24 protein-coding genes are annotated in these 24687 nt (G+C 64.2%); 7 read left to right on the top strand and 17 right to left on the bottom strand.

The annotated features are described in order from the left end of the window. Positions 1 to 145 precede the first annotated feature (145 nt). Positions 146 to 1498 carry a phosphoglucosamine mutase gene (gene glmM / locus AC04SI_RS06780; RefSeq protein WP_006202419.1) on the bottom strand — a complete coding sequence of 451 codons (1353 nt, stop codon included), beginning with the start codon at positions 1496 to 1498 and terminating at the stop codon, positions 146 to 148. A gap of 885 nt (positions 1499 to 2383) precedes the next feature. Between glmM and AC04SI_RS06775 the strand changes: the two genes are divergently transcribed. Continuing rightward, a complete protein-coding gene (locus AC04SI_RS06775; protein WP_481839345.1) occupies positions 2384 to 3040 on the top strand; it encodes a hypothetical protein in 657 nt (218 codons plus the stop codon). Positions 3041 to 3493: 453 nt separating this feature from the next. On the opposite strand, the gene ftsH is transcribed toward AC04SI_RS06775, so the two are convergent. From ftsH to ybgC, 9 genes are all read right to left on the bottom strand, one after another. Continuing rightward, positions 3494 to 5428, bottom strand: a complete 1935-nt coding sequence (gene ftsH / locus AC04SI_RS06770) for an ATP-dependent zinc metalloprotease FtsH (protein WP_006200109.1) — start codon at positions 5426 to 5428, stop codon at positions 3494 to 3496. 120 nt (positions 5429 to 5548) lie between these two features. Continuing rightward, positions 5549 to 6916, bottom strand: coding sequence for a tRNA lysidine(34) synthetase TilS (gene tilS / locus AC04SI_RS06765; RefSeq protein WP_404282974.1), 1368 nt, complete (start codon positions 6914 to 6916; stop codon positions 5549 to 5551). Continuing rightward, positions 6910 to 7989: a tol-pal system protein YbgF gene (gene ybgF, locus AC04SI_RS06760; RefSeq protein ID WP_192182068.1), complete on the bottom strand. Its 1080-nt coding sequence runs from the start codon at positions 7987 to 7989 to the stop codon at positions 6910 to 6912. The genes tilS and ybgF overlap by 7 nt, the downstream gene beginning before the upstream one ends. 188 nt (positions 7990 to 8177) lie before the next feature. Continuing rightward, entirely contained in the window at positions 8178 to 8684 is a 507-nt protein-coding gene (gene pal, locus AC04SI_RS06755; protein ID WP_192182067.1) for a peptidoglycan-associated lipoprotein Pal, read from the bottom strand. 259 nt (positions 8685 to 8943) lie between these two features. Beyond that, on the bottom strand, positions 8944 to 10215 hold the full coding sequence (gene tolB, locus AC04SI_RS06750; RefSeq protein ID WP_244425862.1) for a Tol-Pal system beta propeller repeat protein TolB: 1272 nt from the start codon (positions 10213 to 10215) through the stop codon (positions 8944 to 8946). A gap of 79 nt (positions 10216 to 10294) precedes the next feature. Beyond that, complete coding sequence (locus tag AC04SI_RS06745) at positions 10295 to 11452, bottom strand: TonB family protein (protein ID WP_404282973.1); 1158 nt, start codon at positions 11450 to 11452, stop codon at positions 10295 to 10297. A gap of 8 nt (positions 11453 to 11460) precedes the next feature. After that, positions 11461 to 11913: a protein TolR gene (gene tolR / locus AC04SI_RS06740; RefSeq protein ID WP_404282971.1), complete on the bottom strand. Its 453-nt coding sequence runs from the start codon at positions 11911 to 11913 to the stop codon at positions 11461 to 11463. Positions 11914 to 11922: 9 nt separating this feature from the next. After that, entirely contained in the window at positions 11923 to 12633 is a 711-nt protein-coding gene (gene tolQ, locus AC04SI_RS06735; protein ID WP_404282969.1) for a protein TolQ, read from the bottom strand. A 308-nt stretch (positions 12634 to 12941) separates the two neighbouring features. Then, the gene (gene ybgC, locus AC04SI_RS06730; RefSeq protein WP_404282967.1) at positions 12942 to 13415 is read right to left on the bottom strand and encodes a tol-pal system-associated acyl-CoA thioesterase; all 474 of its coding nucleotides are present in this window, start codon (positions 13413 to 13415) and stop codon (positions 12942 to 12944) included. Positions 13416 to 13467: 52 nt separating this feature from the next. Between ybgC and AC04SI_RS06725 the strand changes: the two genes are divergently transcribed. Beyond that, on the top strand, positions 13468 to 14718 hold the full coding sequence (locus AC04SI_RS06725) for a glycoside hydrolase family 5 protein (protein ID WP_404282966.1): 1251 nt from the start codon (positions 13468 to 13470) through the stop codon (positions 14716 to 14718). Between the two features lie 22 nt (positions 14719 to 14740). On the opposite strand, the gene AC04SI_RS06720 is transcribed toward AC04SI_RS06725, so the two are convergent. The 5 genes from AC04SI_RS06720 to rcdA form a co-directional block, all read right to left on the bottom strand. Further along, a complete protein-coding gene (locus tag AC04SI_RS06720; RefSeq protein WP_404282965.1) occupies positions 14741 to 15643 on the bottom strand; it encodes a metallophosphoesterase in 903 nt (300 codons plus the stop codon). A 143-nt stretch (positions 15644 to 15786) separates the two neighbouring features. After that, on the bottom strand, positions 15787 to 16824 hold the full coding sequence (gene ruvB / locus AC04SI_RS06715; protein ID WP_006200120.1) for a Holliday junction branch migration DNA helicase RuvB: 1038 nt from the start codon (positions 16822 to 16824) through the stop codon (positions 15787 to 15789). Positions 16825 to 16867: 43 nt separating this feature from the next. Continuing rightward, positions 16868 to 17488 (bottom strand): Holliday junction branch migration protein RuvA, encoded by a 621-nt coding sequence (ruvA, locus tag AC04SI_RS06710; protein WP_404282964.1) that lies wholly within the window; start codon positions 17486 to 17488, stop codon positions 16868 to 16870. A gap of 27 nt (positions 17489 to 17515) precedes the next feature. After that, complete coding sequence (gene ruvC / locus AC04SI_RS06705; protein ID WP_404282962.1) at positions 17516 to 18025, bottom strand: crossover junction endodeoxyribonuclease RuvC; 510 nt, start codon at positions 18023 to 18025, stop codon at positions 17516 to 17518. 123 nt (positions 18026 to 18148) lie between these two features. Further along, positions 18149 to 18679 carry a protease adaptor protein RcdA gene (rcdA, locus tag AC04SI_RS06700; RefSeq protein ID WP_040582001.1) on the bottom strand — a complete coding sequence of 177 codons (531 nt, stop codon included), beginning with the start codon at positions 18677 to 18679 and terminating at the stop codon, positions 18149 to 18151. 533 nt (positions 18680 to 19212) lie between these two features. Between rcdA and AC04SI_RS06695 the strand changes: the two genes are divergently transcribed. Beyond that, entirely contained in the window at positions 19213 to 19764 is a 552-nt protein-coding gene (locus AC04SI_RS06695) for a DUF2269 family protein (RefSeq protein ID WP_404282960.1), read from the top strand. Between the two features lie 38 nt (positions 19765 to 19802). Here AC04SI_RS06695 and AC04SI_RS06690 read toward each other — a convergent pair whose 3' ends face one another. After that, a complete protein-coding gene (locus tag AC04SI_RS06690) occupies positions 19803 to 20573 on the bottom strand; it encodes a sulfite exporter TauE/SafE family protein (protein WP_404282991.1) in 771 nt (256 codons plus the stop codon). Positions 20574 to 20829: 256 nt separating this feature from the next. On the opposite strand from AC04SI_RS06690, the gene AC04SI_RS06685 reads away from it, so the two are divergent. Next, positions 20830 to 21231, top strand: coding sequence for a GNAT family N-acetyltransferase (locus AC04SI_RS06685; RefSeq protein WP_404282990.1), 402 nt, complete (start codon positions 20830 to 20832; stop codon positions 21229 to 21231). A 1-nt stretch (position 21232) separates the two neighbouring features. Here AC04SI_RS06685 and AC04SI_RS06680 read toward each other — a convergent pair whose 3' ends face one another. Then, a complete protein-coding gene (locus AC04SI_RS06680) occupies positions 21233 to 21685 on the bottom strand; it encodes an Lrp/AsnC family transcriptional regulator (protein ID WP_192182053.1) in 453 nt (150 codons plus the stop codon). Between the two features lie 132 nt (positions 21686 to 21817). Between AC04SI_RS06680 and AC04SI_RS06675 the strand changes: the two genes are divergently transcribed. The 3 genes from AC04SI_RS06675 to AC04SI_RS06665 all read left to right on the top strand — a co-directional run bounded on the left by AC04SI_RS06675 (position 21818) and on the right by AC04SI_RS06665 (position 24550). Beyond that, positions 21818 to 22723 carry a DMT family transporter gene (locus AC04SI_RS06675; protein WP_404282958.1) on the top strand — a complete coding sequence of 302 codons (906 nt, stop codon included), beginning with the start codon at positions 21818 to 21820 and terminating at the stop codon, positions 22721 to 22723. 143 nt (positions 22724 to 22866) lie between these two features. Next, positions 22867 to 23514: a thiamine phosphate synthase gene (locus AC04SI_RS06670; protein WP_404282957.1), complete on the top strand. Its 648-nt coding sequence runs from the start codon at positions 22867 to 22869 to the stop codon at positions 23512 to 23514. A 37-nt stretch (positions 23515 to 23551) separates the two neighbouring features. Then, on the top strand, positions 23552 to 24550 hold the full coding sequence (locus AC04SI_RS06665; RefSeq protein WP_404282955.1) for a tetratricopeptide repeat protein: 999 nt from the start codon (positions 23552 to 23554) through the stop codon (positions 24548 to 24550). Positions 24551 to 24687 lie beyond the last annotated feature (137 nt).

Genomic DNA, 24687 nt, shown 5'->3' with positions numbered 1-24687 from the left:
CGAATCTATAGAATTTTAGAAGTAGAGCATGTTCCCCAAGCAGCAGGGTGTTCCGACAAGCACAAAAAGGCCCGCCTGACGGCGGGCCTTTGCAACTCTGGAACAGGTAGTTTTCGCGCCGCGCCCTCCTCGGACGCGCCAGGGTTCAGGCGGCGCTGCGGGTCTCGGAAATGATGCCGACGATGTCGTTGACGACCGCCTCGACCAGTTGCGGATCGTCGCCCTCGGCCATGACGCGGATCAGCGGCTCGGTACCGGAAGGACGGATGACTAGCCGCCCGGCCTTGCCGAGGCGGTGACGGGCATCCTCGATCGCCGCCTTGACCGGCGCCTCCTCGAGCGGCTTGCCGCCGGCAATACGCACATTCTTCAAAAGCTGCGGCACCGGCTCGAACTTCTTCGACAGTTCGCTGACCGGCCGGTTCTGCCGCTTGATGCAGGCCAGCACCTGCAGCGCCGAGACCAGGCCGTCGCCCGTGGTCGAGAAGTCGGAGAGCACGATGTGGCCCGATTGCTCGCCGCCGACATTCAACCCATGCGCGCGCATATGCTCGACGACATAGCGGTCGCCGACCTTGGTGCGGTGCAGTTGCAGCTTCATGTCGCCGAGGAAGCGTTCGAGGCCGAGATTGGACATCACCGTCGAAACCACGCCGCCGCCGGCCAGCCGTCCGCTCTGGTGCCATGACTCGGCGATCAGCGCCATGATCTGGTCGCCGTCGACGATCGTGCCGTTCTCGTCGACGATGACGACGCGGTCGGCGTCGCCGTCGAGCGCGATGCCGATATCGGCGCGCACCTCATGCACCTTCTTCTGCAGTCCGGCCGGATGGGTCGAGCCGCATTCCTTGTTGATGTTGAAGCCGTTGGGCTCGACATTGATGGCCACCACCTCGGCTCCGAGTTCCCACAATGCCTCGGGCGCCACCTTGTAGGCGGCGCCGTTGGCGCAATCGACGACGATCCTGAGACCCGACAGCGACATCGAGCGCGGCAAGGTGCGCTTGGCGAATTCGATATAGCGGTCATGCACGCCGTCGACGCGCTTGGCGCGGCCAAGCCCGTCGGAATCGGCAAGCGCCAGTTCGATATCCTTGTCGAGCATCCCCTCGATGCGCTCCTCGATCTCGTCGGAGAGCTTGTAGCCGTCGGGGCCGAATAGCTTGATGCCGTTGTCGTAATAGGGGTTGTGCGAGGCCGAGATCATCACGCCGATATCGGCGCGCAGCGAACGCACCAGCATGGCAACCGCGGGCGTCGGAATGGGACCGAGCAGGAACACGTCCATGCCGGCGGCGCACAGGCCCGACACCATCGCGTTCTCAATCATGTAGCCGGAAAGCCTGGTGTCCTTGCCGAGCACGACACGGTGCCGATGGCTGCCGCGCTGGAACGACAGGCCTGCGGCCATGCCGACCCGCATGGCGATCTCCGCCGTCATCGGAAATTTGTTGGCGCGTCCGCGAATACCGTCGGTGCCGAAATACTGCCCTGCCATACCTGCCTTGGTCCCCGTCGATTTTTCAGCCGTTCGTATTGCCACAATTGGGCTGCGTCCGAACATCACATTGTGTGATTATGTATTACGATTCCTTAGAAAATCATTGTTGCGGTTAGTTCAAGCGATTCGACAGTCTACCACGATGACACTGTCTCGCCACAATAGACCAGTCGCGGCGGGCAGAACGGCGCAGATTCGCCGGGCAACTCTTGGCCCGGCGGCCTTGATCCGCAACGTTTTCATCACCTTGTCGGCAGAACGCAGTTTCCGGCGACGTCCGCGCCAGTTAGCATCTGGCGCAACCGGCCGTTGAGAGCTATTGATTCCGCAACGGACAAACTTGGGCGGCAGCAACGGAGAAACGCCATGCTCATCCACAGACTTGCAACACTGACGGGCCTTGCCGTCGCAACCCTGTTCCTGGCGGCGCCGGCCAACGCGCTGACCATGGCAGAGTGTAGCACCAAGTATAACGCAGCCAAGGATGCGGGAACACTTGGCGGACAGACTTGGAACCAGTTCCGCAAGGCCGAGTGCGGCACGGACGCGGCAGCGACGACCGACACCAAGCCGGCCAAGAAGACGACCAAGACCGACACCAAGGCGGCGGCAGCCAGTGACGACGATGCGGCCAAGGGCCTGACGGCGAAGGAATGCAGCACCAAATACCAAGCCGCCAAGGCCGCCGGCACGCTGAACGGCATGAAGTGGAACGACTTCCGCAAGACTGAATGCGCCGCCGGCGCAACGGCCGCAGCCGAACCCGCCAAGGCGACGACCAAGGCCGCCGCGGCCAGTGACGACGATGCCGCCAAGGGTCTGACCGCGAAGGAATGCAGCACCAAGTATCAGGCGGCCAAGGCCGCCGGCACGCTGAACGGCATGAAATGGAACGACTTCCGCAAGACCGAATGCGCCGCCGGCGCCACGGCCGCAGCCGAGCCCGCCAAGGCGACGACCAAGGCCGCCGCGGCCAGCGACGACGATGCCGCCAAGGGTCTGACGGCGAAGGAATGCAGCACCAAGTACCAGGCCGCCAAGGCCGCCGGCACCCTCAATGGCATGAAGTGGAACGACTTCCGCAAGACCGAATGCGCCGCCGGCGCCACGGCCGCGGCTGAGCCCGCCAAGGCGACGACCAAGGCAGCCGCCGAAGACGGCAAGGGCCTGAGCATGGCCGATTGCAGCGCCAAGTATCAGGCGGCCAAGGCAAGCAACTCGCTGGGCGGCAAGAAGTGGAACGACTTCCGCAAGAGCGAGTGCGGTGCTTCCGCCTCCGACGACGACACCGTGCCGGCCGCCGACGAGGCGACCTACACAAGCGACCCCGAAAAGCCGACGGTTGCAGCGCCCGGGGGCGTAAAGTTCCCGACGGCGATCTCGAAGAAGTTTGCCGGCGAGACGCCCGCCAAGGGTCGCATGCACACCTGCCTCGAACTGTACTATGCCAACAAGGACGCCAACACGTTGGGCGGCCTGAAGTGGATCCAGAAGGGCGGCGGCTTCTACAGCCTCTGCAACGCCAAGCTGAAGAGCTGATAGCGCAGTAATATTCCCAACGACGAAGGTCCGCGCACCAGCAAAGTGCGCGGGCCTTTTGCTGCCGGCAGCGGAATGTTCTCCGCAGGTTGATTGGACAGACTGGTCCGCTTTCAAGGCCGGGGGAGCATTTGCGAACGTTGGCACCGCCCTCATCTGCCTGCCGGCATCTTCTCCCCGTAAACGGGGCGAAGGACGCCATCATCGGCGGTTTCACCAATCACCAACGTGGCAGGAAGCGTGCCAAGGCTGCGACCAGCGTCCTTCTCCCCGTCATTATACGGGGAGAAGTGCCCGGCAGGGCGATGAGGGGCGGCGCAGACATCAGCAATTGGCCGGCTATCTTTGCAAACGACGACTTTCAGCTGCGGCAGACCGCTAATAAGCCTCTGCAAAACAAAAACGCCGCGGACCAAGCCGCGGCGTTTTCGAAATCAGTCTCCTACCCGAACCTCAGCTCGACGGCTGAGGTTCCATGCCGCCTTCGGGCTCGGGGCCCTTCTTGCGGCGGCCGCCGGTGCCGGCTTTCGGCACGGCCGAGCCACGGCTCGGCGGCGTGTCGTCGCCGAGGTCGCGGGCCGGCTTGTGGCCGGCGATCAGCTGCTTGATCTCCTCGCCGGTGAGCGTCTCGTATTCGAGCAGCCCCTGCGCCAGCGCGATCCATTCCTTCTTCTTCTTGGTCAGCACGGCCTTCGCCGTCGAATAGGCGTCGTCGATCAGCCGGCGCACTTCGGCGTCGATGATCTGCGCCGTCTCTTCGGAGATGTTCTGCGTGCGTGCCACCGAATGGCCGAGGAAGACTTCTTCCTGATTGTCGCCGTAGGCGACATGGCCGAGCTTGTCGGAGAAGCCCCAGCGCGTGACCATGGCGCGCGCCAGCTTGGTCGCCTGCTCGATATCCGAGGAGGCGCCCGAGGTGATGTTCTCCTTGCCGAACTTGAACTCCTCGGCGACGCGGCCGCCCATCATGATGGCAAGCCGCGACACCATGTATTTGTAGCTCATCGAATAGCGGTCGCCTTCCGGCAGCTGCATGACCATGCCGAGCGCACGGCCGCGCGGGATGATGGTCGCCTTGTGCAGCGGATCGGCCGACGGCACGTTGAGCGCCAGGATGGCGTGGCCGGCCTCGTGATAGGCGGTCAGCTCCTTCTCGGCCTGCGTCATCGCCGACGAGCGGCGCTCGGCGCCCATCATGATCTTGTCCTTGGCATCCTCGAACTCGGCCATGGTGACGAGGCGCTTGTTGCGCCGCGCCGCCATCAAAGCGGACTCGTTGACGAGGTTCATCAGGTCGGCACCGGAAAAGCCCGGCGTGCCGCGCGCGATCACCTTGAGATCGACGTTCGGCGCCAGCGGCACGTTGCGCACATGCACCTTGAGGATCTTCTCGCGGCCGACGATGTCGGGGTTCGGCACCACCACCTGGCGGTCGAAACGGCCCGGACGCAACAGCGCCGGATCGAGCACGTCGGGGCGGTTGGTCGCAGCGATCAGGATGATGCTTTCGTTGGATTCGAAACCGTCCATCTCGACCAGCAGCTGGTTCAGCGTCTGCTCGCGCTCGTCATTGCCGCCGCCGAGGCCGGCGCCGCGATGGCGGCCGACGGCATCGATTTCGTCGATGAAGATGATGCAGGGCGCATTCTTCTTGGCCTGGTCGAACATGTCGCGGACACGGGACGCGCCGACGCCGACGAACATTTCGACGAAGTCCGAACCGGAAATGGTGAAGAACGGCACGTTGGCTTCACCGGCGACCGAGCGGGCGAGCAGCGTCTTGCCGGTTCCGGGCGGGCCGACCAACAGCACGCCGCGCGGAATCTTGCCGCCGAGGCGCTGGAACTTCTGCGGGTCGCGCAGGAATTCGACGATCTCTTCCAGGTCTTCCTTGGCTTCGTCGACGCCGGCGACGTCCTGGAAGGTGACGCGGCCATGCGCTTCGGTCAGAAGCTTGGCCTTCGACTTGCCGAAGCCCATGGCGCGGCCGGAGCCCGACTGCATCTGGCGCATGAAGAATATCCAGACGCCGAGGATCAGGATCATCGGCAGCCAGGAGATCAGATAGCCGAACAGCGAGTTGGAGCCGTCGGATTCAGGCCGGGCATTGATGGTGACGTTCTTGTCCTGCAGCCGTGTGACCAGCGAGGGGTCGCCGGGCGAATAAGTCTGGAAGCCGGTCGAGCTGTCGGTGTAGGTGCCGGAGATGCGGGCGCCGGCGATCGTCACCGTCTTGACCCGGCCCGCCGCGACGTCCTGCAGGAACTGCGAATAAGGCACATCGCTCGAGGCGCCCCGCGTCTGCGGCGTCTGGAACAGGTTGAACAGGGCGATGAGCAGGACCGCTATGATCGCCCAGAGCGCGAGGTTGCGATAATTCGGATTCATCTAATGTCCCGTTAGCGCCCGCACGCGGACACACATGATGAGAGGAAGCTTGAGCCTAACATAGGGAGAGCGCCTCCCCTTGCCAAGCATAACAGCACGTCTGGGTTAAGCTTTCGCCCATCATCGCCCGGCACTATGGCCGCGGAAAGGCAGGGCCGGGACCGGCAGCGCGCCGATCAGCGCGGCAATGGCCGCGGCGGGCGCCAGATCGAAGGACGGCAGGAAGCAGGCAAAGGGCGCCACGACGGGAGACACGCCGACCGTCGTCGGCACCGCGCCGTCGCCCGCAAAACCCAGGCATTCGGCCCCGTGCCAAAGCGCCGGCTCGGCGGCTTGAGCGGCGCGCGCAAGGTTCGGCGGCGTGCCGTCCTCGGCAACCGCCCGCTTTGCGGCCGCGGCCCGCCCGAGCGGCGCGATCAACAATGCACCCGGCCTGTCGCCCAATGTGATCCGCCGACGGCCGTCCCAAAAGACATCGTCGCTGACCGGTGCCGCCAAGGGCAGGCCGCGCGCTTCCCGGCGCAGGAAGATGCCGGCGCGCCGCGCGTCGACCACCGTCCGCGACAATGTGGCGCAAAGCGGTCCGGCCCGCAGCCGGGAAAACAGCGCCTGGCTGCGGGCCTCGTCAGGCAGGAAGGATACGCCGCCAATAGTCGCCAGCAGGATGCGCATGGCGTAGACGGCGGCCTGGGCATCGCCCGATGCCGTGAAGGCGGGGTCGAGACGGATGAGCCCGGTCGTCGGCATGGCGGCAAAGTCACGGATCAGCATGGCCGCGCGCTGCCCGAGCTCTTCGCGCTCGGCGGCGACCCGCTTGGCTAGGCCGATCGCCTCGGCAAATCGCTGACCATCGTCTTCGCCAAGCACTGCCCGGACGCGCGGCCGTTCGAAATGCGCGTCGGCGTTGGTCGGATCTTCGGCCCAGCCGACATTCTCGCGCCGCAGGAATGTGCGCAATGCCGAGCGCCGCGCGCCGAGCAGCGGCCTGACGATCCATTGCCGCCAATCGTAGAGGGTCGCCGGCGCCATGCCGGCAAGGCCGCGGCCCTCATCCCGCGCCTGCCGCATCAGCACGGTTTCAGCCTGGTCGTCGGCGGTATGGCCGGTCAGGATCAGGTCGATGCCATCCTCTACCGCGGCCTGCGCCAACAGCCGGTAGCGCGCCTCTCGCGCGGCGGCTGGCAGGCCGCTCGACGGCTTTGGTCCGGACCAGCGAAGTGTGCGATGCGCGATGCCGCGCTCGGCGCAGAGGCTGGCCACGGCTCGCGCTTCCGCCGCCGAGCCCGGCCGCAAATCGTGATCGATCGTCACCGCCAGCAGCCTGGTGGCCGGCGCGGTGCGGTCGAGATGGTTTTTGAGGAGAAGGAGGAGGGCGGTCGAGTCGCTGCCGCCGGATACGGCTGCAATGGCGCCGTTGGTAAAGTCGATCTTGGAAAAATCCGAAAGGTCAGGCCCGGTAAGGTCAGGCCTGGTATCGAGCGTCAGCACGCCGCAAGCGCCCTTTCCTGCTTGATACGTTCCTTGAGCGCGCTGGAAAGGTCGGGATAGCGCTTGCCGATCTCGCCGAAGGTGGCGCAGGCCACGTCGTTCTGCTTCAGGCCGACCAGCGACACGCCGAGCTTCAAAAGCATGTCGGGAGCCTTCTTGGCCTTCGGATAGTCCTTGCTGGCGGCGAGGAAGATCTCGGCCGCGTCGCGGTATTTCTGCTGGCCGAGCAGCGACTCACCCAGCCAGTAATGGGCGTCCGCCGCCTTGGCGTCCTTGGGGAAGCGGCTGATGTGGTCGCGGAAACCCTGTTCGGCTGTGCCGTAGTCGCCCGACAGGATGAATTGGTAGGAGTTGCGATAGAGCTCATCGGGATTGTTGGTGGACGGCAGCGCCGCGACCACCGTGCCGTCGGCCTTGCCGGTCTTGGACCCGGTTGCCGGAGCCTCGGTAGCCGGAGCAGCAGTCTCCGCCGGCGCGCTCGCCTGCGTGTTGCCGCCGGCCTCGACCACATTGCCGTTCTTGTCGACGGTGATGGTGCCGAACGTCTTCGGCGGCGCGCCGGTGATCACCTTGCCGGGATCGCCGGTCTGCGATTCGACGATGACCTCGCCGACGCTCTGGCCACCCGCCGGCGGCGTGGCCGTATCGGCAGGTGCCTGCGTCGCCGGGGCCTCGGCGACGCTGTTGTCGGTATTCTCCGGCGCCGCTTCCGACTTCTTCTGTGCCGGCGGCTGCTGGGCCCCCTGCGTGCCGCCTTCAAGCTGCTGGAAGCGGAACTCGTTGTCTTCCTGCTGCTTGCGCATCTGCTCCTGCATCTGCAGGATCTGGAAATTGAGTTCCTCGATCTTGCCGTTCATCTGTCGGAGCTGGTCTTCCAGACCGGTGGCGCCGGCAGGATCCTGCTGCGCCACCTGCTGCTGGTCCGGCTTTTTCTTCTGGCCGAAAATGCCCAGCGTCGGCAGGTGGAAGGAGAACCCGCTGTCTGCTGGCTGCCCGGTCTCGCTTGCCGGGGCGGCGATGCTTGATACGAGCAGCAGCGCAAGCGTGCCGCTCAGGACCGTTCTGAAATGCATTATGTCTCTCGCCGTGAAAATCGTTGGTCTGTTGCGCCCTTCCGATCAGAGTGGGACCAAGCGCCCTCGGCTCATAGCAGGGCCTGAGACTTCGGCCAAATTTTGTTTGGCCAAGGGATATCGAAGCTGCACATGAAAAAGGCGGCCCCGAGGCCGCCTTTCGCACAGGTGTGTTGTATTTTTGCCGATCAGGAACCGGCGCCGCTCAGCGTGGTGACGGCGCGGCGATTCTGCGACCAGCAGGAGATGTCGTCGCAGACCGCGACTGGACGTTCCTTGCCGTAGGAAATCGTCTTCAGGCGCTGCGCCGAGACACCCTTGGCGACCAGGAAGTCGCGGGTGGCGGCGGCGCGGCGGGCGCCGAGCGCCAGATTGTATTCGCGCGTGCCGCGCTCGTCGGCATGGCCTTCGATGACGATGGCATACTGCCTGTACTGGTTCAGCCACTGCGCCTGGCGGGCAAGCGTCGTCTGCGCGTCGGCGCGGATCGAGGACGAGTCGGTGTCGAAGAAAATGCGGTCGCCGATGTTGACGGTGAAGTCCTGCGCCGATCCGGGGGTCGCCGCGCCAGCACCGTTAAGGCCGAGATCGGCAGCGCTGTTCGGGGTCTTCTTCGAGGCGCAACCGGTAATGGCGAGCATTGCGACCAGCGCGATCATCACCGGGTTTCGAGTAAGTGCTGCGATACGGCCCATGCCGCCTCTCCTTCGCATTTCGAGTGATTTCGTTGATCACCCAGTAACCACGTTTGGGTTAACCGGCATTCAAGAAACACGGTTAAAATTTGGTTTCGGCTGCCGTCCGCAACCGTCATGACCGAACGCCACAATGTGCGCGGACCGTAGGCGGAAATGCGGCCGAAACGCGACCAAGGCGTGAAAAAAGCCCCAGAATGGGGCTTTTCCGACGCCGTTGCCGGCTTGCAACTGGAGCAAAGTATACTCCGCGGCCAGCCTATTCGAGCAAAGGCGACCAGGCCGGGTCCGAGGCGAAGTTCGACGTCGGAATCGACTGTTCGTTGCGGCCGGTAAGATCGACCGAAACCAGCTTCGGCCCGCCATTGGCATCGCGGAAGAACATCAGCACGCGACCGTTCGGCGCCCAGGTCGGTCCTTCCTGCTGGAAGCCTGACGACAGGATGCGCTCGCCCGAGCCGTCGGTCTTCATGACGCCGATCTGGAACTCGCCGCCGGTCTGTTTGGTGAAGGCGATGAGGTCGCCGCGCGGCGACCACACCGGGGTCGAATAGACACCGTCGCCGAACGAGATGCGGGTCTGGCCCGAGCCGTCGGCGCCCATCACGTAGATCTGCGCGCGGCCGCCACGGTCGGAGGTGAAGACCACCTTGCTGCCGTCGGGCGAATAGGACGGCGAGGTGTCGATGGCGGTCGAATTGGTCAGCCTGGTGGTCGAGCGGCTTCTCAGATCCATGGCGAAGATGTTGGAATTGCCGTCGTCGCGCAGCAGGCTCATGATCACCTTCTGGCCGTCAGGCGAAAAGCGAGGTGCAAACGTCATGCCGGGAAAGTTGCCGACCAGTTCGCGCTGCCCGGTTTCGATCTGCAGCAGGTAGACCTTCGGCTGGCCGCTCTCATAGGACATGTATGTGATTTCCTGCCGGTTCGGCGAGAAACGCGGCGTCAGCACGATCGCCCGGCCGTCCGAGAGGTAGCGCACATTGGCGCCGTCCTGGTCCATGATGGCCAAGCGCTTCTTGCGTGCGTTCTTGGCGCCGGATTCGTCAATGAAGACGACGCGGGTGTCGAAATAGCCCTTCTCGCCGGTCAGCCGCTCATAGATGGCGTCGGCGATGATATGGGCGACGCGCCTGGTGTTGGCGTCGTTGGCGAAAAACTGCTCGCCCGACATCTGCTGGCCGGCAAAGGTGTCCCACAGCCTGTACTGGGCGCGGATGCGGCCGTCGGCTTCCTTGCCGACGCTGCCGGTCACCAGCGCCTGCGCGTTGATCACCTTCCAGTCGTCGAAGCGGGGCTGGGCGTCGGGATTGGATATCTTCTCGATGAAGGCGCTCTTGTCGATCGGCGCGAACAGACCCGAACGCTTGAGGTCGGCGCTGACGATGTCGGAGATCTCCGCCCCTAGCGCGTCGCCGCCCTGGAAGTCGGTGATGGCGATCGGCAGAGGCTCGACATTGCCCTTGTTGACGTTGAGCTCGACGAGCGCCCACGCCGGCAGCGGAGCCGCGGCCGTCATGCCCAGCGCCATCGCTGCAATCGTCAGGAGCGGCTTGAGGAAAGATCTCATATCTTCTCGCTTCTCTTCTTTGATTATGTAGACGCCAGGCCTAGAGGCCAAGCATCTCCCTTGGATCGAAGGTGACCCGGATGTCGTTCCAGATGTCCTGCTTGCCGGCGGGAACCTGCAGGCCGGCCATGTCGCATTTCTGCACCGCGCGCACCGCACTTTCGTCGAACTGGCGGTTGCCGCTCGATTGCTCGACAGATGGACGGCCATCCAGCTTGCCGGAAGTGTCCAGATTGAACCGGACCACAACGACGAAATTCTCCGAACCCTCGAGCCCGACCGGCAGGGTCCAGCAACCGCCGAGCTGACTTTCCAGCGCTCCCTGCTCCGACTTGGAAAGCTTCGCGCCCTGATCTTTGTCACCGCCGAGCGACGATTGCTGGGTCGAGCGCTTGGCGCCGCCACCGGACGGCTTCTGCTTGTCGAGCAGCGCCGAAATCTCGTCGGCGTTGAATTGCTTGTCCTCGGACTTGGGCTTGGATGAGGCTTCCTTGACCGGCTTTTCGGCGTCCTTGCGGTCCGGCGCCTTGGCGCTTTCGGCCTGCGCCGGCTTCGGCTTCGGGCGGGCTTCCGGCGCAGGCGCAGAGTCCGGCAGCTGCGTCGTTTCGGTTGGCGGCTCCTGGGCAATGGCCTCGGCAACGGCGTCAGGCTTGACCTCGGGCTTCGGCTCGATCGCGGCGGTCTTGTCCTCCGGCGGCGTGGGGGCAGGCTCCTTGGCCGGAGTCGGCTTGGGCTCCGTCTGTTTCACCGGCTCTGGCTTGACCTCTTCCTTGGGCTGCGGCTCTGGCGCCACTTCGGTCGCCGGAATCGGCTTCGGCTTTTCCTGCGGCTTCGGCACGTCCTCGGGCTTCGGCTTCTCGACCGGCGTTGGGGCAGGCGGCGGCGCCGACGTCATGTCGACCGGCTTCGGCTTGGCCTCCGGCGTTATCGGCTTGTCGGTGTCGACGCTGTTTTCGCCAATCTTCTGGGCAGCGGGAATGATATCGGGACGCTGGGTCGGCACAGGCGCTGGCTTGTCATGCATCACCGCCTTCTTGTCGCCCTGCAGCACCTGCGCCATGGCTTCCGTCGGCACTATGTCGACCGAGACGGATTCGACATCGGCCGCCGGCAGCGCAGCCGGCGACGTCAGCGTGAACAACCCGAGGGCGAGCGCCACCGCATGCAAGATTACCGATGTGGTGAGGCCGGTCCTCATCTTCTTGTCTACTGATCCTGTTCCTGCAGCGAGACGAGGCCGATATTCTTGTAGCCGGCAGCCGAAATGCGGGCCATCACCTTCATGGCGGTGCCGTAGTCCGTCAGCTTGTCGCCACGGATGAAGATGCGCTCGTCATAGCCGGTCTTCGAGATCGCCTGCAGCTTTGCCACCAGTTCGTCGATCGGGATCTCGGTTTCCTGCAGATAGATCTGGCCGGAGGCGTTGATGGAGACGGTGATCGGCTGGGTGTCGACGTTCATCGCCTTGGCCTGCGTATCCGGCAGGTCGATCGGCACGCCGACCGTCAGCAGCGGTGCCGCGACCATGAAGATGATCAAAAGCACCAGCATCACGTCGACCATCGGCGTGACGTTGATTTCCGAAATCAGCGCATGATGGCGGCCTCGCCGCCTGTGGCCGCGCCCGCCGCGTCCCGACATGCCTACGGACATACCCATGTTTGTACCTCAGGCCTTCTGCGCGACTTTTTCATCGATTTGGCGCGAGAGTATGGCGGAGAACTCGTCCGAGAACCCTTCCATGCGCACGGCGATCTTGTTCGCATCCGATGACAGCTTGTTGTAGGCGATCACCGCGGGAATGGCGGCGAGCAGGCCGATGGCCGTGGCCAGCAGCGCTTCGGCGATGCCGGGCGCCACCACCGACAGGCTGGTGTTCTTGGAAGCGGCAATGGCTTGGAACGAAGTCATGATGCCGATGACGGTGCCGAACAGGCCGATAAAGGGCGCCGCCGAACCGGTGGTGGCGAGGAAGCCGAGCCGTCCCTCCAGCCGCTCCATCTCGCGCGTCAATGCCAGGTCCATCGCCTTGTCGATGCGGGTCTGCAGGCCGAGCGGCGATTTCGCGCCCTTCTCGAAGCTCTTTTTCCATTCGCGCATGGCGGCAACGAAGATCGCGCCCATGCCGGTGGTCTTGCGGTCGGCGAGCGTACGGTAAAGCTCTTCCAGCGACTGTCCCGACCAGAAAACCTGTTCGAAGCGGTTGAGCGCGAGCCGCATGCGGGCATAGGTGACCAGCTTGTCGACGATGATCGCCCAGGTCCAGATCGAGGCGAAGAGCAGGCCGATCATCACCAGCTTGACGACCCAGTTGGCCTGCATGAACAGCGCCCAAATCGACAGATGCGCGCCCGGTTCGGCGAGTGCGATGTTTTCCATGGTTACGTCCTTAAAGATTTTCCGGGCATCGCTGGCGGCTGGCCCATGGGCATCCCTTGTGGTCCGTTCGCGCGAAGCTTGAAGCTTGCGGAGCACCCCAAATGCGCCGTTCTCGGCCTTTTCGGGGCAAATATTGGTCAAAGGAAGGCGTTCGGATTCCGCCAATCTTCACCAATCTCTTCATGAACCGTTATGGTTAAGGATGGGTTAGGACGTACAGCGCGGCGCATTGCCGCGCCTCCGGATCGCTTGGCTGGTGGTTGGGTCTGTTATTCGAATGGTCGCCGAGGTTGCCGATGCGCGAAATATCAGCCGTTTGCCTTGGGTAAGAAAGCCGCCACCCAATCCTTCGGAAAGCGCCTTGGCCTTCCGTTCTCGCCGATGATCGCTGCCTCGACCCGCGCTTTGACCAGGACTTCGCTGCCGCGCTTCAGCTGTTGCGCCATGACGATGCGGGCGCCGGAAATATCCTCGGTGCGCGTGTCGATGGTCAGGATGTCATCCATCCGGGCGGGCGAGCGGAAATCGATCTCCATGCGCCTGACCACCCAGACGATCTTTTCGCCATGCCTGCCGTTGGCCAGCTCGGTGTGGTGGACGCCGGCAAGCCTGAGATAATCGGAACGGCCGCGCTCGAAGAATTCGAGATAGCGGGCATGGTAGACGACGCCGGAGAAATCCGTGTCGGCATAATAGACCCGCGCCATCAGCCGGTGGCCGAATTCCGTCAGCGCGCCGGAAAGCCCGGCCACAAGCGTTGCCGATTCACCATGATCGTCCATAGCGCTTTCCTTTTCGGGCATGAGCAGGCAGGTGTTGCGGCGCGGGAACCGGATGGCACTGTTGGGCGCGATGATCAAGACCTTGCTGGCGATGCTGCTTGTGCTGACCAACCTGGTGCTGCCTGGCCAGGCGGCAACCTTCTCGATGAAGCGCGGCCTCAACCTCGACCAATGGACGACCTGGGTCGGCGAGGACAAGTGGAACGACCCGAAAGCCATCCTGCCCTATCCGGAATGGCGCAAATTCCTCAAAGACGATGACCTCAAGGCGCTGAAGGATGCCGGTTTCGATTTCCTGCGCATGCCGGTCGACCCCTCGCCGTTCCTCTCCGCCGAGACGGTGGCGCTGCGCGACGACCTCTATGCCAGCGTGCTGGACTCGGTGCGCATGATCAACCGTGCCGGGCTGAAGGTCATCGTCGACATGCACCTGATCCCGTCCGGCGGCAGCCGCAAGATCGGCATGGGCCAGGTGATGGACAATCCCGAGATCTTCGAAGGTTATGTCGAGATGGTGCGCAAGATGGCGCGCACGCTTGCCGCCGAGGATCCGCACCAGGTCGCTTTCGAGCCGATGAACGAGCCGATCGTCGACTGTGACGGCGACGGCACCAGCCTGTGGCCCGACCGGCAGCTGAAGCTGTTCGCGGCGGCGCGCTCCTCGGCGACCAAACTCACCCTGATCCTGACCGGGGCCTGCTATTCTAACGCCGCCTCGCTGGCGAAGATCGATCCGAAGATGATCGCCGACGACAACATCATCTGGACCTTCCATTCTTATGATCCGTTCCTGCTCACCCATCAGGGCGCGACCTGGGCCGGCGATTTCATCCGCTATGTCACCGGTCTGCCCTTTCCGCTGACCGCGGTGCCGCACGCTCAGCTCGATGTGGCGCTGGATACGATCCGCGCCCGGATCAGGGCCGAAGCGCCATGGACGCGACAGAACGGCATGCTTGCCTATCTCGACGAGCAGGTCGCCAGTATGGACACGGACGAAAAGCTGCTTGGGCTGATGGATGCACCATTCAAGACGGTGGAAGGTTGGGCCAAGGCCAACGGCATCAAGCCGGAAAACATCACGCTGGGTGAGTTCGGCATGATTCGCCAGGAATACGGCAATTCCTATGTGATGCCTGGTGATGACCGCGCAGCCTATGTCAGGGACATGATCGCGCGCGCCGAAGCGCACGGCTTTTCCTGGTCGGTGTGGAGTTTCGGCGGCGCCTTCGGCATCGTCGATGCCTTCGATGGCGACAAGGCCGAGCCTGAAGTGATGGATGCGATCCGGTCGCTTCACTAAGACGCCGGGCGGGATTGAGGAATTAACCCAAATCGATCTGCAGTATCTCCGGGCGCATTCCAAAACGCACCGGCATGATGCTGAAGCCGAGCCCGCCGGATACGATCAGGTTGCTGTCATGTTCCACGACGTGGCCATAGGCGTAGCGATTGCCGAACCGTGACGGCACGACCGGCGAATAGCCGAACAGCCGCACCTGCCCGCCATGGGTGTGGCCGGACAGGGTCAGCGAAACCCGCGACGGCACCTTCGGAAATATGTCCGGCTCATGCGCCAGCAGGATGACGGGCGCGCTGTCGCTTACCTTGGCCAGCGTGCCGTCGAGATCGTCCAGGCCTTTGAAGCCAATCCGGCCCCACTCTACGCCCGGCCGCAAGGCAAGCTGGTCGGCAAGTCCGGCAAGCCAGAAGCCGTGTCCGTCCTTTTCCAAGCGCACGACATCGTTCTCCAGTACCGGAATGCCGACGGCCTCAAGCGCCCTGCGCGCCACCGTCGGTCCGGCTCCGGCCTTTTGCGCGGCATGATCGTGCCACCAGTCGTGATTGCCGAGGATCGACAAGACACCGAGCGGTGCCATGAGACCTGACAGAGCCGAGGCCCATTCCGGTTCAGTCACCTGGTCCGTCACCAGGCGCATGCCAGCAATATAGTCGCCAAGCAGGACGATCAGGTCCGGCTGCAAGGCGTTCGCCTCGGCGGCGAGCGAGGCAATCCGCTCGGGCGTCATCCAGGGACGGCAGGCATGGATGTCGGCCAGTGCAACGACGCGCAGCTTGAGACCCGCCGGCCAATGCGGCGGTGTCAGCGAATAGCGCTTCACATGCGTCAGCAGCATCGGCTCGATGCCGACTGCATAGGCGCCAAGCGACACCATCGACAGGAACGAGCCGCCGATGAGGCGCAGGAAGCCACGTCTGGTGATCATCGATGAGCCCCGGCCTCTTTGGGATGGCAAGTCCATTGAGCAAGACTTGCCATGAAGCGGGCAATTGCGCCTTCGCGCTGGCGGAGGCGAGGAGATTTTGCGCAGAAAAGCCGTCCCTCGGGCAACCGAAGAACAAATCTCCGTTACTCTTCCTGGAACAGGCTGATCTGCTGCTGCGCCAGATCCTTCGGTGCGTCGAGGCCGAGATGGCGCCAGGCATTGGCCGTCAGCACCCGGCCGCGCGGCGTGCGCTGGATGAAGCCCTGCTGAATGAGATAAGGCTCGATGATGTCCTCGATGGCATCGCGCGGCTCGGAGAGTCCCGCGGCGATGGTCTCTATGCCGACCGGCCCACCGCCGAAATTGCGCGCGATCATCGACAGATAGCGGCGGTCAAGCGCATCGAGGCCGAGCGCATCGACCTCCAGCCTGGTCAGCGCCTCGTCGGCGATCCTGCGGTCGACGTGGCCGTCACCGGCGACCGATGCAAAATCGCGCACCCGGCGCAGCAGTCGGCCGGCGATACGCGGCGTGCCGCGCGCGCGCCGCGCTATCTCAAGCGCGCCATCGTCGCCCAGTGGCATCGAGAGAATCCGGGCGCCGCGCCGCACGATCTGTTCCAGTTCCTCGACCGTGTAGAAATTGAGCCGGACCGGAATGCCGAAACGGTCGCGCAGCGGATTGGTCAACAGGCCGAGCCGCGTGGTGGCGGCGACAAGCGTGAAGCGGGCAAGGTCGATCTTGACCGAACGCGCCGCCGGCCCTTCGCCGATGATCAGGTCGAGCTGGAAATCCTCCATCGCCGGATAGAGGATTTCCTCGACCGCCGGATTGAGCCGGTGGATCTCGTCGATGAACAGCACGTCGCGGTCTTCGAGATTGGTGAGCAGCGCCGCCAGATCGCCGGCCTTGGCGATGACCGGGCCGGAGGTCGAACGGAAGTTGACGCCGAGTTCGCGCGCCATGATCTGCGCCAGCGTCGTCTTGCCAAGACCCGGCGGACCGACGAACAGCACATGGTCGAGCGCCTCGCCGCGCCCCTTGGCGGCGTCGACGAAGACCTTGAGGTTGGCCCGTACCGCCGCCTGGCCGACGAAGTCGTCAAGCGTCTGTGGCCGCAAGGTCTGCTCGGCATCCTCGCCGCGTTTGTCGGGCGCAATCAGGCGGGGCGAAAGGCTCATGCTGCCTTCCTTGCACAGGGCAGAGAACGGAACAAGCGACGCCTCACCGCGCCAGTTCCTTCAGCCCAAATCGAATGAGCTTCGAGGCATCGGCGCCCTCGCCGGCCGTCTTCAACGCCGCCGACACCGCATTGGCAGCGATGTCGCGCGAATAACCGAGATTGACCAGCGCCGAGACGGCATCGGTGATCGGCGCCGGTGCGACGCCCTCGCCGAGCTCCTGCTTGAGGCCGATGGTGCCGGAGGCAGCACCCGCATAGGCCGGCGCCTTGTTCTTCAGTTCGGTGACGATGCGCTCAGCCACCTTCTTGCCGACGCCCGGCGCGCGGGAGACCATCGCGATATCGCGCAGCGCGATCGCATTGGCGAGATCGGCCGGCGCCAGCGTCGACAGGATGGCCAGTGCCACCTTGGCGCCGACGCCCTGCACATTGTTCATCAAGAGCCGAAACCATTCGCGCTCCAGCACCGACTGGAAGCCGTAGAGCCGGATCATGTCCTCGCGTACATAGGTCTCGATGAACAGCACCACAGCCTCGCCGGGCGCCGGCAACGCGGCAAGTGTGCGCGCCGAGCAGTAGGCGACGTAGCCGACGCCATGCACGTCGACGAGGCAGAAATCCTCTTCGATCTCGTCCAGCGTGCCCTTGAGCTTGCCGATCATTTGAGCTTGCCGATCATACGTGCCCCCTCATACGAGCGCCGCCATCCGGTAGGCGACGCTCTGCCGGTGATGCGCGTGGCAGATGGCGATGGCCAGCGCGTCGGCCGCGTCGTCGGTGTCGAAAGTCGCCTTCGGCATCAGCACCTTGACCATCATATGGATCTGCTTCTTGTCGCCATGGCCGACACCGATCACCGCCTTTTTGACAGCGTTGGGCGCATATTCGGCAACGACCAGCCCGGCGCGCGCCGGCACCAGCATGGCGATGCCGCGCGCCTGGCCAAGCTTCAGCGTCGCCGTTGCATCCTTGTTGACGAAAGTCTGCTCGACCGCGGCCTCGTGCGGCATGGCCGCGTGCAGCACCTCGGCCAGTCCGTCATGCAGCTGGCAGAGCCGCACCGCCAGCGCCGCCTTGTCGTCGGAACGCACGGTGCCGGAGCCGACGAAGCGCAGGGAATTGCCGAGGCTCTCGACGATGCCCCAGCCGGTGCGCCTGAGCCCCGGATCGATACCGATGATGCGAATCGCTTCCCCCATCCGCCAACTTTACCCTTGGCGGCAAGCGATGCCAGTGAAATGTGAACAAACCAGAAACGATGCCGCACAGCAACTCACTGGCTGCTTGAGAGTTCGCCCTGTTGGGAGAGATGCCGCGGCTTTTCAGCCGCGGGCAAACGCCGTGTTCAGCAAGCTGATCTGGTCGGAAACCGGATTGGCGCGGCGGACCGCCGGCGGCGCATCAGTGAAGGCGTTGCCGTAGATCTCCTCGTCCATGCGTCGCACCAGCGCCTGCAGGCGCAGCGAGCGCGTGACGAGGTCGAGAAAATCCGCCGGCAATTCGGCCCAGCCGATCGCTTCGTCATGCGCGGAAGCGGTGTCGAGACGCACCTTGGACTTTTCGGACGCGACCTGGTCGCGGGTCATCTCGCCGGAATTGGCCGCCCGCTGCAGAAGCAGCCAGGAAGCGACCTGCATCAGCCTGGTGGTCAGCCGCATCGATTCGGCCGCATAGAGGGTCGCAGCCGTCCTCGACAGCTTCTTGGCCTCGGCGCGGCCCTTGCCGTCGAGATACTCGGCTGCCTGCTCGACCAGGCCCATGCCCTCCTGGTAGAGTGGCTTGAAGGACTGGGAGAAAACCCGGCGCTCCGCCAATTTGATGGTTTTCGCGCTCCCCATGGAAGGCTCGTTCATCGCTACGCCCCTGCACTGCCGCAAGCCGATTCGGCATCGTATGCCGTCACGCCCTGAACCCTAAATGACTGAAGCTTGAAAATGCGCTTCGCCGCCGGTGAAGGCAAGCACATGTTTAACGAAGGGTTAACGGCGGAGCCGGCCTGGCCAAAGCGGGCCGCGGACAAAAAAAGAGCCGCGGATAAGGCGGCTCTCAGGAGTTTAACAGGGAGGCGTCAAACAAAGTGGCTCCAACCACTCGGTAAGAATCCAGATCACTGGATGCGCATAGTAAACGCCCGTAAAGCTTAATGAACCCTTAACGGCGCCGGAAAAATTCTCATCGTGCCGCAAATCTGTACCGCTTCGGGACAGGGCGGGCATCGCCGCGCCCGTGGACAAACGGGCCCGATCGGGCGGCGTGCGCATCGTTGATACAAGCCGGTCTCCCTCCCGACATCGTTCCGAAACAGCCGCCACGCTAAACGTCCGCTCCTCCGAACCGGGGCGGCCGCGCCGCCTGCAATCATTTGGGATATCCAAGGGAGAGATCCATGGACTGGTATTCGATCGTCAAATTCCTCCACATCGTCTCGGCCACCCTGTGGGTCGGCGGCGGTTTCGTACTGTTCCTGCTTGGCGTGCTTGCCGAGCGCGCCGGCAACATCGAAGACAAGCTTCAGGCGATGCGCGCCAGCGGCCAGCTGGGCGGACGCTTTTTCGCGCCGATGTCGATGCTGACGCTCATCTTCGGGCTCATCATGTGCGGCTTCTGGATCGGCTTCTCCGACCTCTGGATCCTGATCGGCCTTGCCGGCTACGCCACCACCTTCTCGATCGGCATGTTCATCTTCAAGCCGACCGCCGAGCGGATGGCCGGCATGATCGCCAAGGACGGCGTGACGCCGGCCGCCCTTGCCATGGGCCAGCGCATGATGAGCGTGGCGCGCTTCGACTATGCGGTGATGCTGGTGATCGTCGCCGACATGGTTCTCAAGCCGACCGCGCATGACCTCGCCGTCCTCGCCGGCATGGCGCTGGTCGTGGTGGCAGGCGCCACGCTCGCCTTTGGCGGCAGCAGCCGGCTCGTGGAGAGCGCTGCCTGAAACGGTGATGGGGCAGCCGCGTGGCCGCCCCTCGCGATCTAAAACAGGCCGGCAATCCCGTCCCGCAGAAGCTTGACCGCGACGACGGCCACGGTCGCGTAGGTGAACGGATAAAAAATCTCCGGCCGCATGCGCCGCACCAGCCAGGCGCCGGCGATGGTCGAGAGCGGCGCCAATGGCATCAGCACCGCCGATGCGGTCAAATTGGCGGTGTCGAACTGGCCGAGCGCGAAATAGGGGATCAGCTTCAGCGCATTGGTGGCGGCGAAGAAGATCGCCGACGTCCCGGACAGCACCTTCGGATCGAGTCGAATCGGCAAGGCATAGACCTGGAAGGGCGGGCCGCCGACATGCGCGACGAAGCTGGTGAAGCCGGCGACGGTGCCCCAGAAGGCGGCGGCCACGCGGTTGGGTGCCGCCGCATGGTCGGCGCCGTGGCGGAACTGCAGATAGAGCCAGCGCAGCACGAAGATCAGCGCGACCGCGCCGACGATCAACCGCACCATCTCTTCGGTGACCAAAGCAGCCGTCAACCAGCCGAGGCCGATGCCGATCACCGCTCCCGGCATCATGTCGATCAGCATCTTGCGGTCGTAGACGCCCCACCATGTCCAGACCGAAACGATGTCCATCAGGCACAGGATCGGCAGCAGGATGGCGGCGGCCTGCACCGGCGGCATCGTCAGCGCCATCAAGGGCACGCCGACAAAGCCGACCGCCCCGCCAAAGCCGCCTTTCGACAGGCCGACGAGAATGACCGCCGGAAGGGCGGCGGCATAGAACCACGGATCGGCGAGCAGACCTGACATCGGTGAAGGAAGGCTGGAGGGGAAGACGGTGGCCCCTGCAATAACCCAGAAACCTTCGCGCCGCGACAGCCAATATTGGAGGCAGCGGCTGCTGGCGATCAACTGTCCGTAACCCCGCTTCACGGATTTGCGGCATCTGGCCGGCCGATGCATAAGATGGTCCGCCAGCGCGCTATGTCCGGGCCATAGGGTTTTGAGATTGAACGAAATCAATATCCGCCGCGCGGAAGAAGCCGACCTTCCGGCCATCGTCGCCATGCTTGCGGACGATCCGCTTGGACGCGGCCGCGAGGACACCAGCGAGCCACTTGCCAAGGCCTATCGGGATGCCTTCGCGGCCGTCGATGCGGACCCCAACCAGTTTCTCGCCGTCATGACCGAGGGCAGCCGCATCATCGGTACGCTGCAGATCACCTACCTTGCCGGGCTGTCGTTACAGGGTGCGTTGCGCGGTCAGATCGAAGCCGTCCGCATCGCCGACGACCGGCGCGGGACGGGGCTGGGGCAACGCCTGCTGGAGTGGGCGGTCGAAGAGTGCCGCCAGCGTGGCTGCAGGCTGGTCCAGTTGACAACCAACAAGAGCCGCCAGGACGCGCATCGCTTCTATGATCGGCTTGGCTTCAAGGCCAGCCATATCGGCTACAAGCTCGAACTGTAGGTCAGCTTCGGGCGGGGGTATCGAGCGGCGGCGGGCGGCGCCTGATCGGCTGCGCCTTGATGATGGCAGTGCTCGTCTCCGCCTTGTCGGCGATGCGGTCGAGCAGGTGGTCCAGTTCGCCGATCGAACGCACGAACAGCCGCGCGACAAAACAGTCGTCGCCGGTGACCTTGTCGCATTCGCCGAACTCTGGAATCTCCTCGATCAGCTTCTGCACGATATGCAGCTTGCCCGGCAGCGGCCGGATGCGCACGATCGCCTGCAGCGAAAAGCCCAGCGCCTGTGGATCGATCTCGATGGTGAAGGCCCGGATGACGCCGCGCTCCTCGAGCCGCCGCAGCCGCTCCGAGACGCTCGGCGACGACAGCCCGATCTGCTGCGCCAGGTCCTTCAGCGAGGTTCGTGAATCTCTCACCAGGATCTCGAGAAGTTTTTTGTCCTGCTCGTCCAGCATTTTTACTTCCTGAGATAAAAAGCCGACAACGCCTAATTAAATTAGGCAACATATCTACATGCCCCTTCCTATCTCATGGAACGCGCCGGCACAACATGGGATTGTCAAGCATCGATGATCCGGGAGCAAGCTATGGACAACACGGTGCGCGGCACGATCGAAATGACGGCCGCAATGGCGATCCTCGGCACGATCGGCTGGTTCGTCGTCATGTCGGGCCAGCCGATCATGGACGTGGTGTTCTGGCGTTGCGCTTTTGGCGCCGTGATGCTGTTGGTTGTCTGCGCAGCACTTGGCTTGCTGCGCGGCAGGCTGACGCTTCGCATCGTGGCGATCGCCGCCCTCGGCGGCGCGGCCATCGTCATCAACTGGCTCTTGCTGTTCAGCGCCTTTTCGCGCGCCTCGATCTCGATCGCAACCGCTGTCTACAACACCCAGCCCTTCATGCTGGTCGGCTTCGGCGCGCTGTTCTTCGGCGAGCGGCTGACCCTGACCAAGCTGACCTGGCTTGGCATTGCCTTCGCCGGCATGCTGCTGATCGTGCAGGCCACGCCCGACGCTGGCAATGTCGGCACCGACTATTTTACCGGCATCGCGATGGCGCTGGGGGCGGCCTTCTTCTGGGCCGTCGCCGCCATCGTCACCAAGAAGCTCAGGGGCACGCCGCCGCACCTGATCGCGCTGATCCAGGTCTGCGTCGGCGTCGTCATGCTGGCGCCCTTTGCCAATCTTTCCGATCTTCCCGCCGACGCGTGGAGCTGGACCATGCTGGCGACGCTCGGCATCGTCCACACCGGCCTGATGTACATCCTGATGTATGGCGCCATCCAGAAGCTGCCGACGCATCTGCAGGGATCGCTGTCCTTCATCTATCCCGTCGTGGCGATCCTGGTCGATGTCGTGGCCTTCGGCCATCGTCTGCATCCCGCCCAGATCATCGGCGCTGCTGCCATCCTGGTTGCCGCCGCCGGGATGAATCTCAGCTGGTCGCTGTGGAGATCGAAGCCGCCGGTCGAAAGCGCTCAGGCCGTCAAATGAGCCTCAGATCGGCCGCCCGCCGATGATCGTAAACCAAGGGCGTCGCAATGATCCCCGCCCGCCTGTTCAAGGCGGGCGCTTTGCTCTATGCCGCAATGCAACCATCTTCGCCCGGCATAGGCGAAAACCGGGATCGAAAGCCAATGAACGACGCCACACCGCCCAACCGCTGCCGGATCGTGCTGATCGCGCCGAAAGACGCGCCGGCCGAGCGCATTGCGGCGGCCTTCGAAGGCGGCGACGTCGCCTCGCTCATCCTGCCTGAAAACGGCATGGACGAGGCCTCCTTCCAGGCCTTCGCCGAACAGATCGTGCCGCTCGCACAGGCTGCCGGCATCGCCGTCGTCATCGCCGGCGACAGCCGCATCGCCGGACGTGTCCAGGCCGACGGCATCCATGTCGAGGTCTCCAAGGGCGAACTTGCCGAGACCATCGAACATTTTCAGGGGAAAATGATGGTCGGCGCCGGCGGCGCCAAGACCCGCGACGACGCGCTGGAACTCGGTGAAGCCAGGCCCGACTACATCTTCTTCGGCCGCTTCGGCTACGACAACAAGCCGGAGCCGCATCCGCGCAATCTGTCGCTCGGGCAATGGTGGGCGGATATGATCCAGATTCCCTGCATCGTCATGGCCGGCTCCGAGATCGCTTCCGTCGAAACCGTGGCCGTCACGGGTGCCGAATTCGTGGCGCTGTCCAGCGCCGTCTTTGCCGACGGCATCGACCCGAAGGCGGCAGTCGCCACCGCCAATGCGATGCTAGACGAAACCGCGCCGCGTTTCGAGGACTGACGTGCGCTGGCTGCGGTTTCCTCTCCTGGCTCTTGTCGTGGCCGTTGCTGCCCAGCCCGCCTCTGCCGCGCAGACCGTTCCGCTGCCGCAGCCCAAGCCGGATGCAGGCGCGCATGTCGACAAGCCGATCGAGACACCGCTGCCGCAGCCCGCCACCACGGCACCGCTGCCGTCGGTCGACACCATCAATCCCGATCGTTTCGGCGCCAAGCCGGCGGATCCGGCCTATGGCGCCTTTCAGCGCGGGCTTTACAAGACCGCCTACAATCTCGCTTTGGTGCGCGCGCAGAACGGCGATCCGGCTGCCGAGACGCTGGTGGCCGAGATCCTGTCGCGCGGGCTTGGCGTGCCGTTGAACGCGGCGGAAGCCGCGAAATGGTACGCGCTTGCCGCCGAGCAGGGCGTGCCGGAATCGCAGTTCCAGTACGCGCTGATGCTGCTCGACGGCCGCTACGTCAAGAAGGACGAGAAGGGGGCCTATGCGCTGATGCAGGCCGCCGCCGAGGCCGGCAACCGGCTGGCGCAGTTCAATTTCGCGCAATTGCTCGTCCAGCAGGACCCGGGCGATGTCGGCATGGCCAAGGCCGCGTCCTACTACGAACGCGCCGCAGCCACCGGGCTCGCAGACGCGCAATATGCGATGGCGCAGATTTATGCCAATGGCATCGGCGGCAAGCCGCGCGACGATGCCCAGGCGCGCACCCTTTTGGCGCAGGCCGCCAGGCAGAATTACGACACGGCGCAGATCGACCTCGCCACCTGGATGATCGAAGGGCGCGGCGGCAATCGCGATCTCAAATCCGGCTTCGGCTGGATGAAGCAGGCCGCCGAGGGCGGCAACGTCGCGGCCCAGAACCGCCTCGCCAAGCTTTATATGGAAGGCATCGGCACCGACCCCGATTTGATCCTTGCCGGCGCCTGGTACGTCGTCGCCCGCCGCGCCGGGCTGATCGATCCGCAGATGGACGATTTCCTGCAAGGCCTGACCGACGACCAGACGAGGCAGGCGCTGCAGAAGGCCAACCGCCTGCCTTGACGCTACCGCAGGTCAGGTAGGAACGCCGTCGCCGCCGATCAGGCCTGTGTCGCCCCGCTCCCTTGCCTCTCCAGCCGATTTGTGGTCTTGGAGGCGCCAAATCGCCGTCAGGCGACAATCTCATTCCGGAACAACTC

This window comes from Mesorhizobium sp. CNPSo 4689, assembly GCF_057784325.1.
This window is presented reverse-complemented; position numbering and strand designations above follow the sequence as displayed.

Bases quoted from the DNA above. Each gene is read 5' to 3' on its own strand.
- glmM (WP_006202419.1), bottom strand. From the start codon at position 1,498: ATGGCAGGGCAGTATTTCGGCACCGACGGTATTCGCGGACGCGCCAAC.
- AC04SI_RS06775 (WP_481839345.1), top strand. From the start codon at position 2,384: ATGAAATGGAACGACTTCCGCAAGACCGAATGCGCCGCCGGCGCCACG.
- ftsH (WP_006200109.1), bottom strand. From the start codon at position 5,428: ATGAATCCGAATTATCGCAACCTCGCGCTCTGGGCGATCATAGCGGTC.
- ybgF (WP_192182068.1), bottom strand. From the start codon at position 7,989: ATGCATTTCAGAACGGTCCTGAGCGGCACGCTTGCGCTGCTGCTCGTA.
- pal (WP_192182067.1), bottom strand. From the start codon at position 8,684: ATGGGCCGTATCGCAGCACTTACTCGAAACCCGGTGATGATCGCGCTG.
- tolB (WP_244425862.1), bottom strand. From the start codon at position 10,215: ATGGCGCTGGGCATGACGGCCGCGGCTCCGCTGCCGGCGTGGGCGCTC.
- AC04SI_RS06745 (WP_404282973.1), bottom strand. From the start codon at position 11,452: ATGAGGACCGGCCTCACCACATCGGTAATCTTGCATGCGGTGGCGCTC.
- tolR (WP_404282971.1), bottom strand. From the start codon at position 11,913: ATGGGTATGTCCGTAGGCATGTCGGGACGCGGCGGGCGCGGCCACAGG.
- tolQ (WP_404282969.1), bottom strand. From the start codon at position 12,633: ATGGAAAACATCGCACTCGCCGAACCGGGCGCGCATCTGTCGATTTGG.
- ybgC (WP_404282967.1), bottom strand. From the start codon at position 13,415: ATGGACGATCATGGTGAATCGGCAACGCTTGTGGCCGGGCTTTCCGGC.
- AC04SI_RS06725 (WP_404282966.1), top strand. From the start codon at position 13,468: ATGGCACTGTTGGGCGCGATGATCAAGACCTTGCTGGCGATGCTGCTT.
- AC04SI_RS06720 (WP_404282965.1), bottom strand. From the start codon at position 15,643: ATGATCACCAGACGTGGCTTCCTGCGCCTCATCGGCGGCTCGTTCCTG.
- ruvB (WP_006200120.1), bottom strand. From the start codon at position 16,824: ATGAGCCTTTCGCCCCGCCTGATTGCGCCCGACAAACGCGGCGAGGAT.
- ruvA (WP_404282964.1), bottom strand. From the start codon at position 17,488: ATGATCGGCAAGCTCAAGGGCACGCTGGACGAGATCGAAGAGGATTTC.
- ruvC (WP_404282962.1), bottom strand. From the start codon at position 18,025: ATGGGGGAAGCGATTCGCATCATCGGTATCGATCCGGGGCTCAGGCGC.
- rcdA (WP_040582001.1), bottom strand. From the start codon at position 18,679: ATGAACGAGCCTTCCATGGGGAGCGCGAAAACCATCAAATTGGCGGAG.
- AC04SI_RS06695 (WP_404282960.1), top strand. From the start codon at position 19,213: ATGGACTGGTATTCGATCGTCAAATTCCTCCACATCGTCTCGGCCACC.
- AC04SI_RS06690 (WP_404282991.1), bottom strand. From the start codon at position 20,573: ATGTCAGGTCTGCTCGCCGATCCGTGGTTCTATGCCGCCGCCCTTCCG.
- AC04SI_RS06685 (WP_404282990.1), top strand. From the start codon at position 20,830: ATGCTTGCGGACGATCCGCTTGGACGCGGCCGCGAGGACACCAGCGAG.
- AC04SI_RS06680 (WP_192182053.1), bottom strand. From the start codon at position 21,685: ATGCTGGACGAGCAGGACAAAAAACTTCTCGAGATCCTGGTGAGAGAT.
- AC04SI_RS06675 (WP_404282958.1), top strand. From the start codon at position 21,818: ATGGACAACACGGTGCGCGGCACGATCGAAATGACGGCCGCAATGGCG.
- AC04SI_RS06670 (WP_404282957.1), top strand. From the start codon at position 22,867: ATGAACGACGCCACACCGCCCAACCGCTGCCGGATCGTGCTGATCGCG.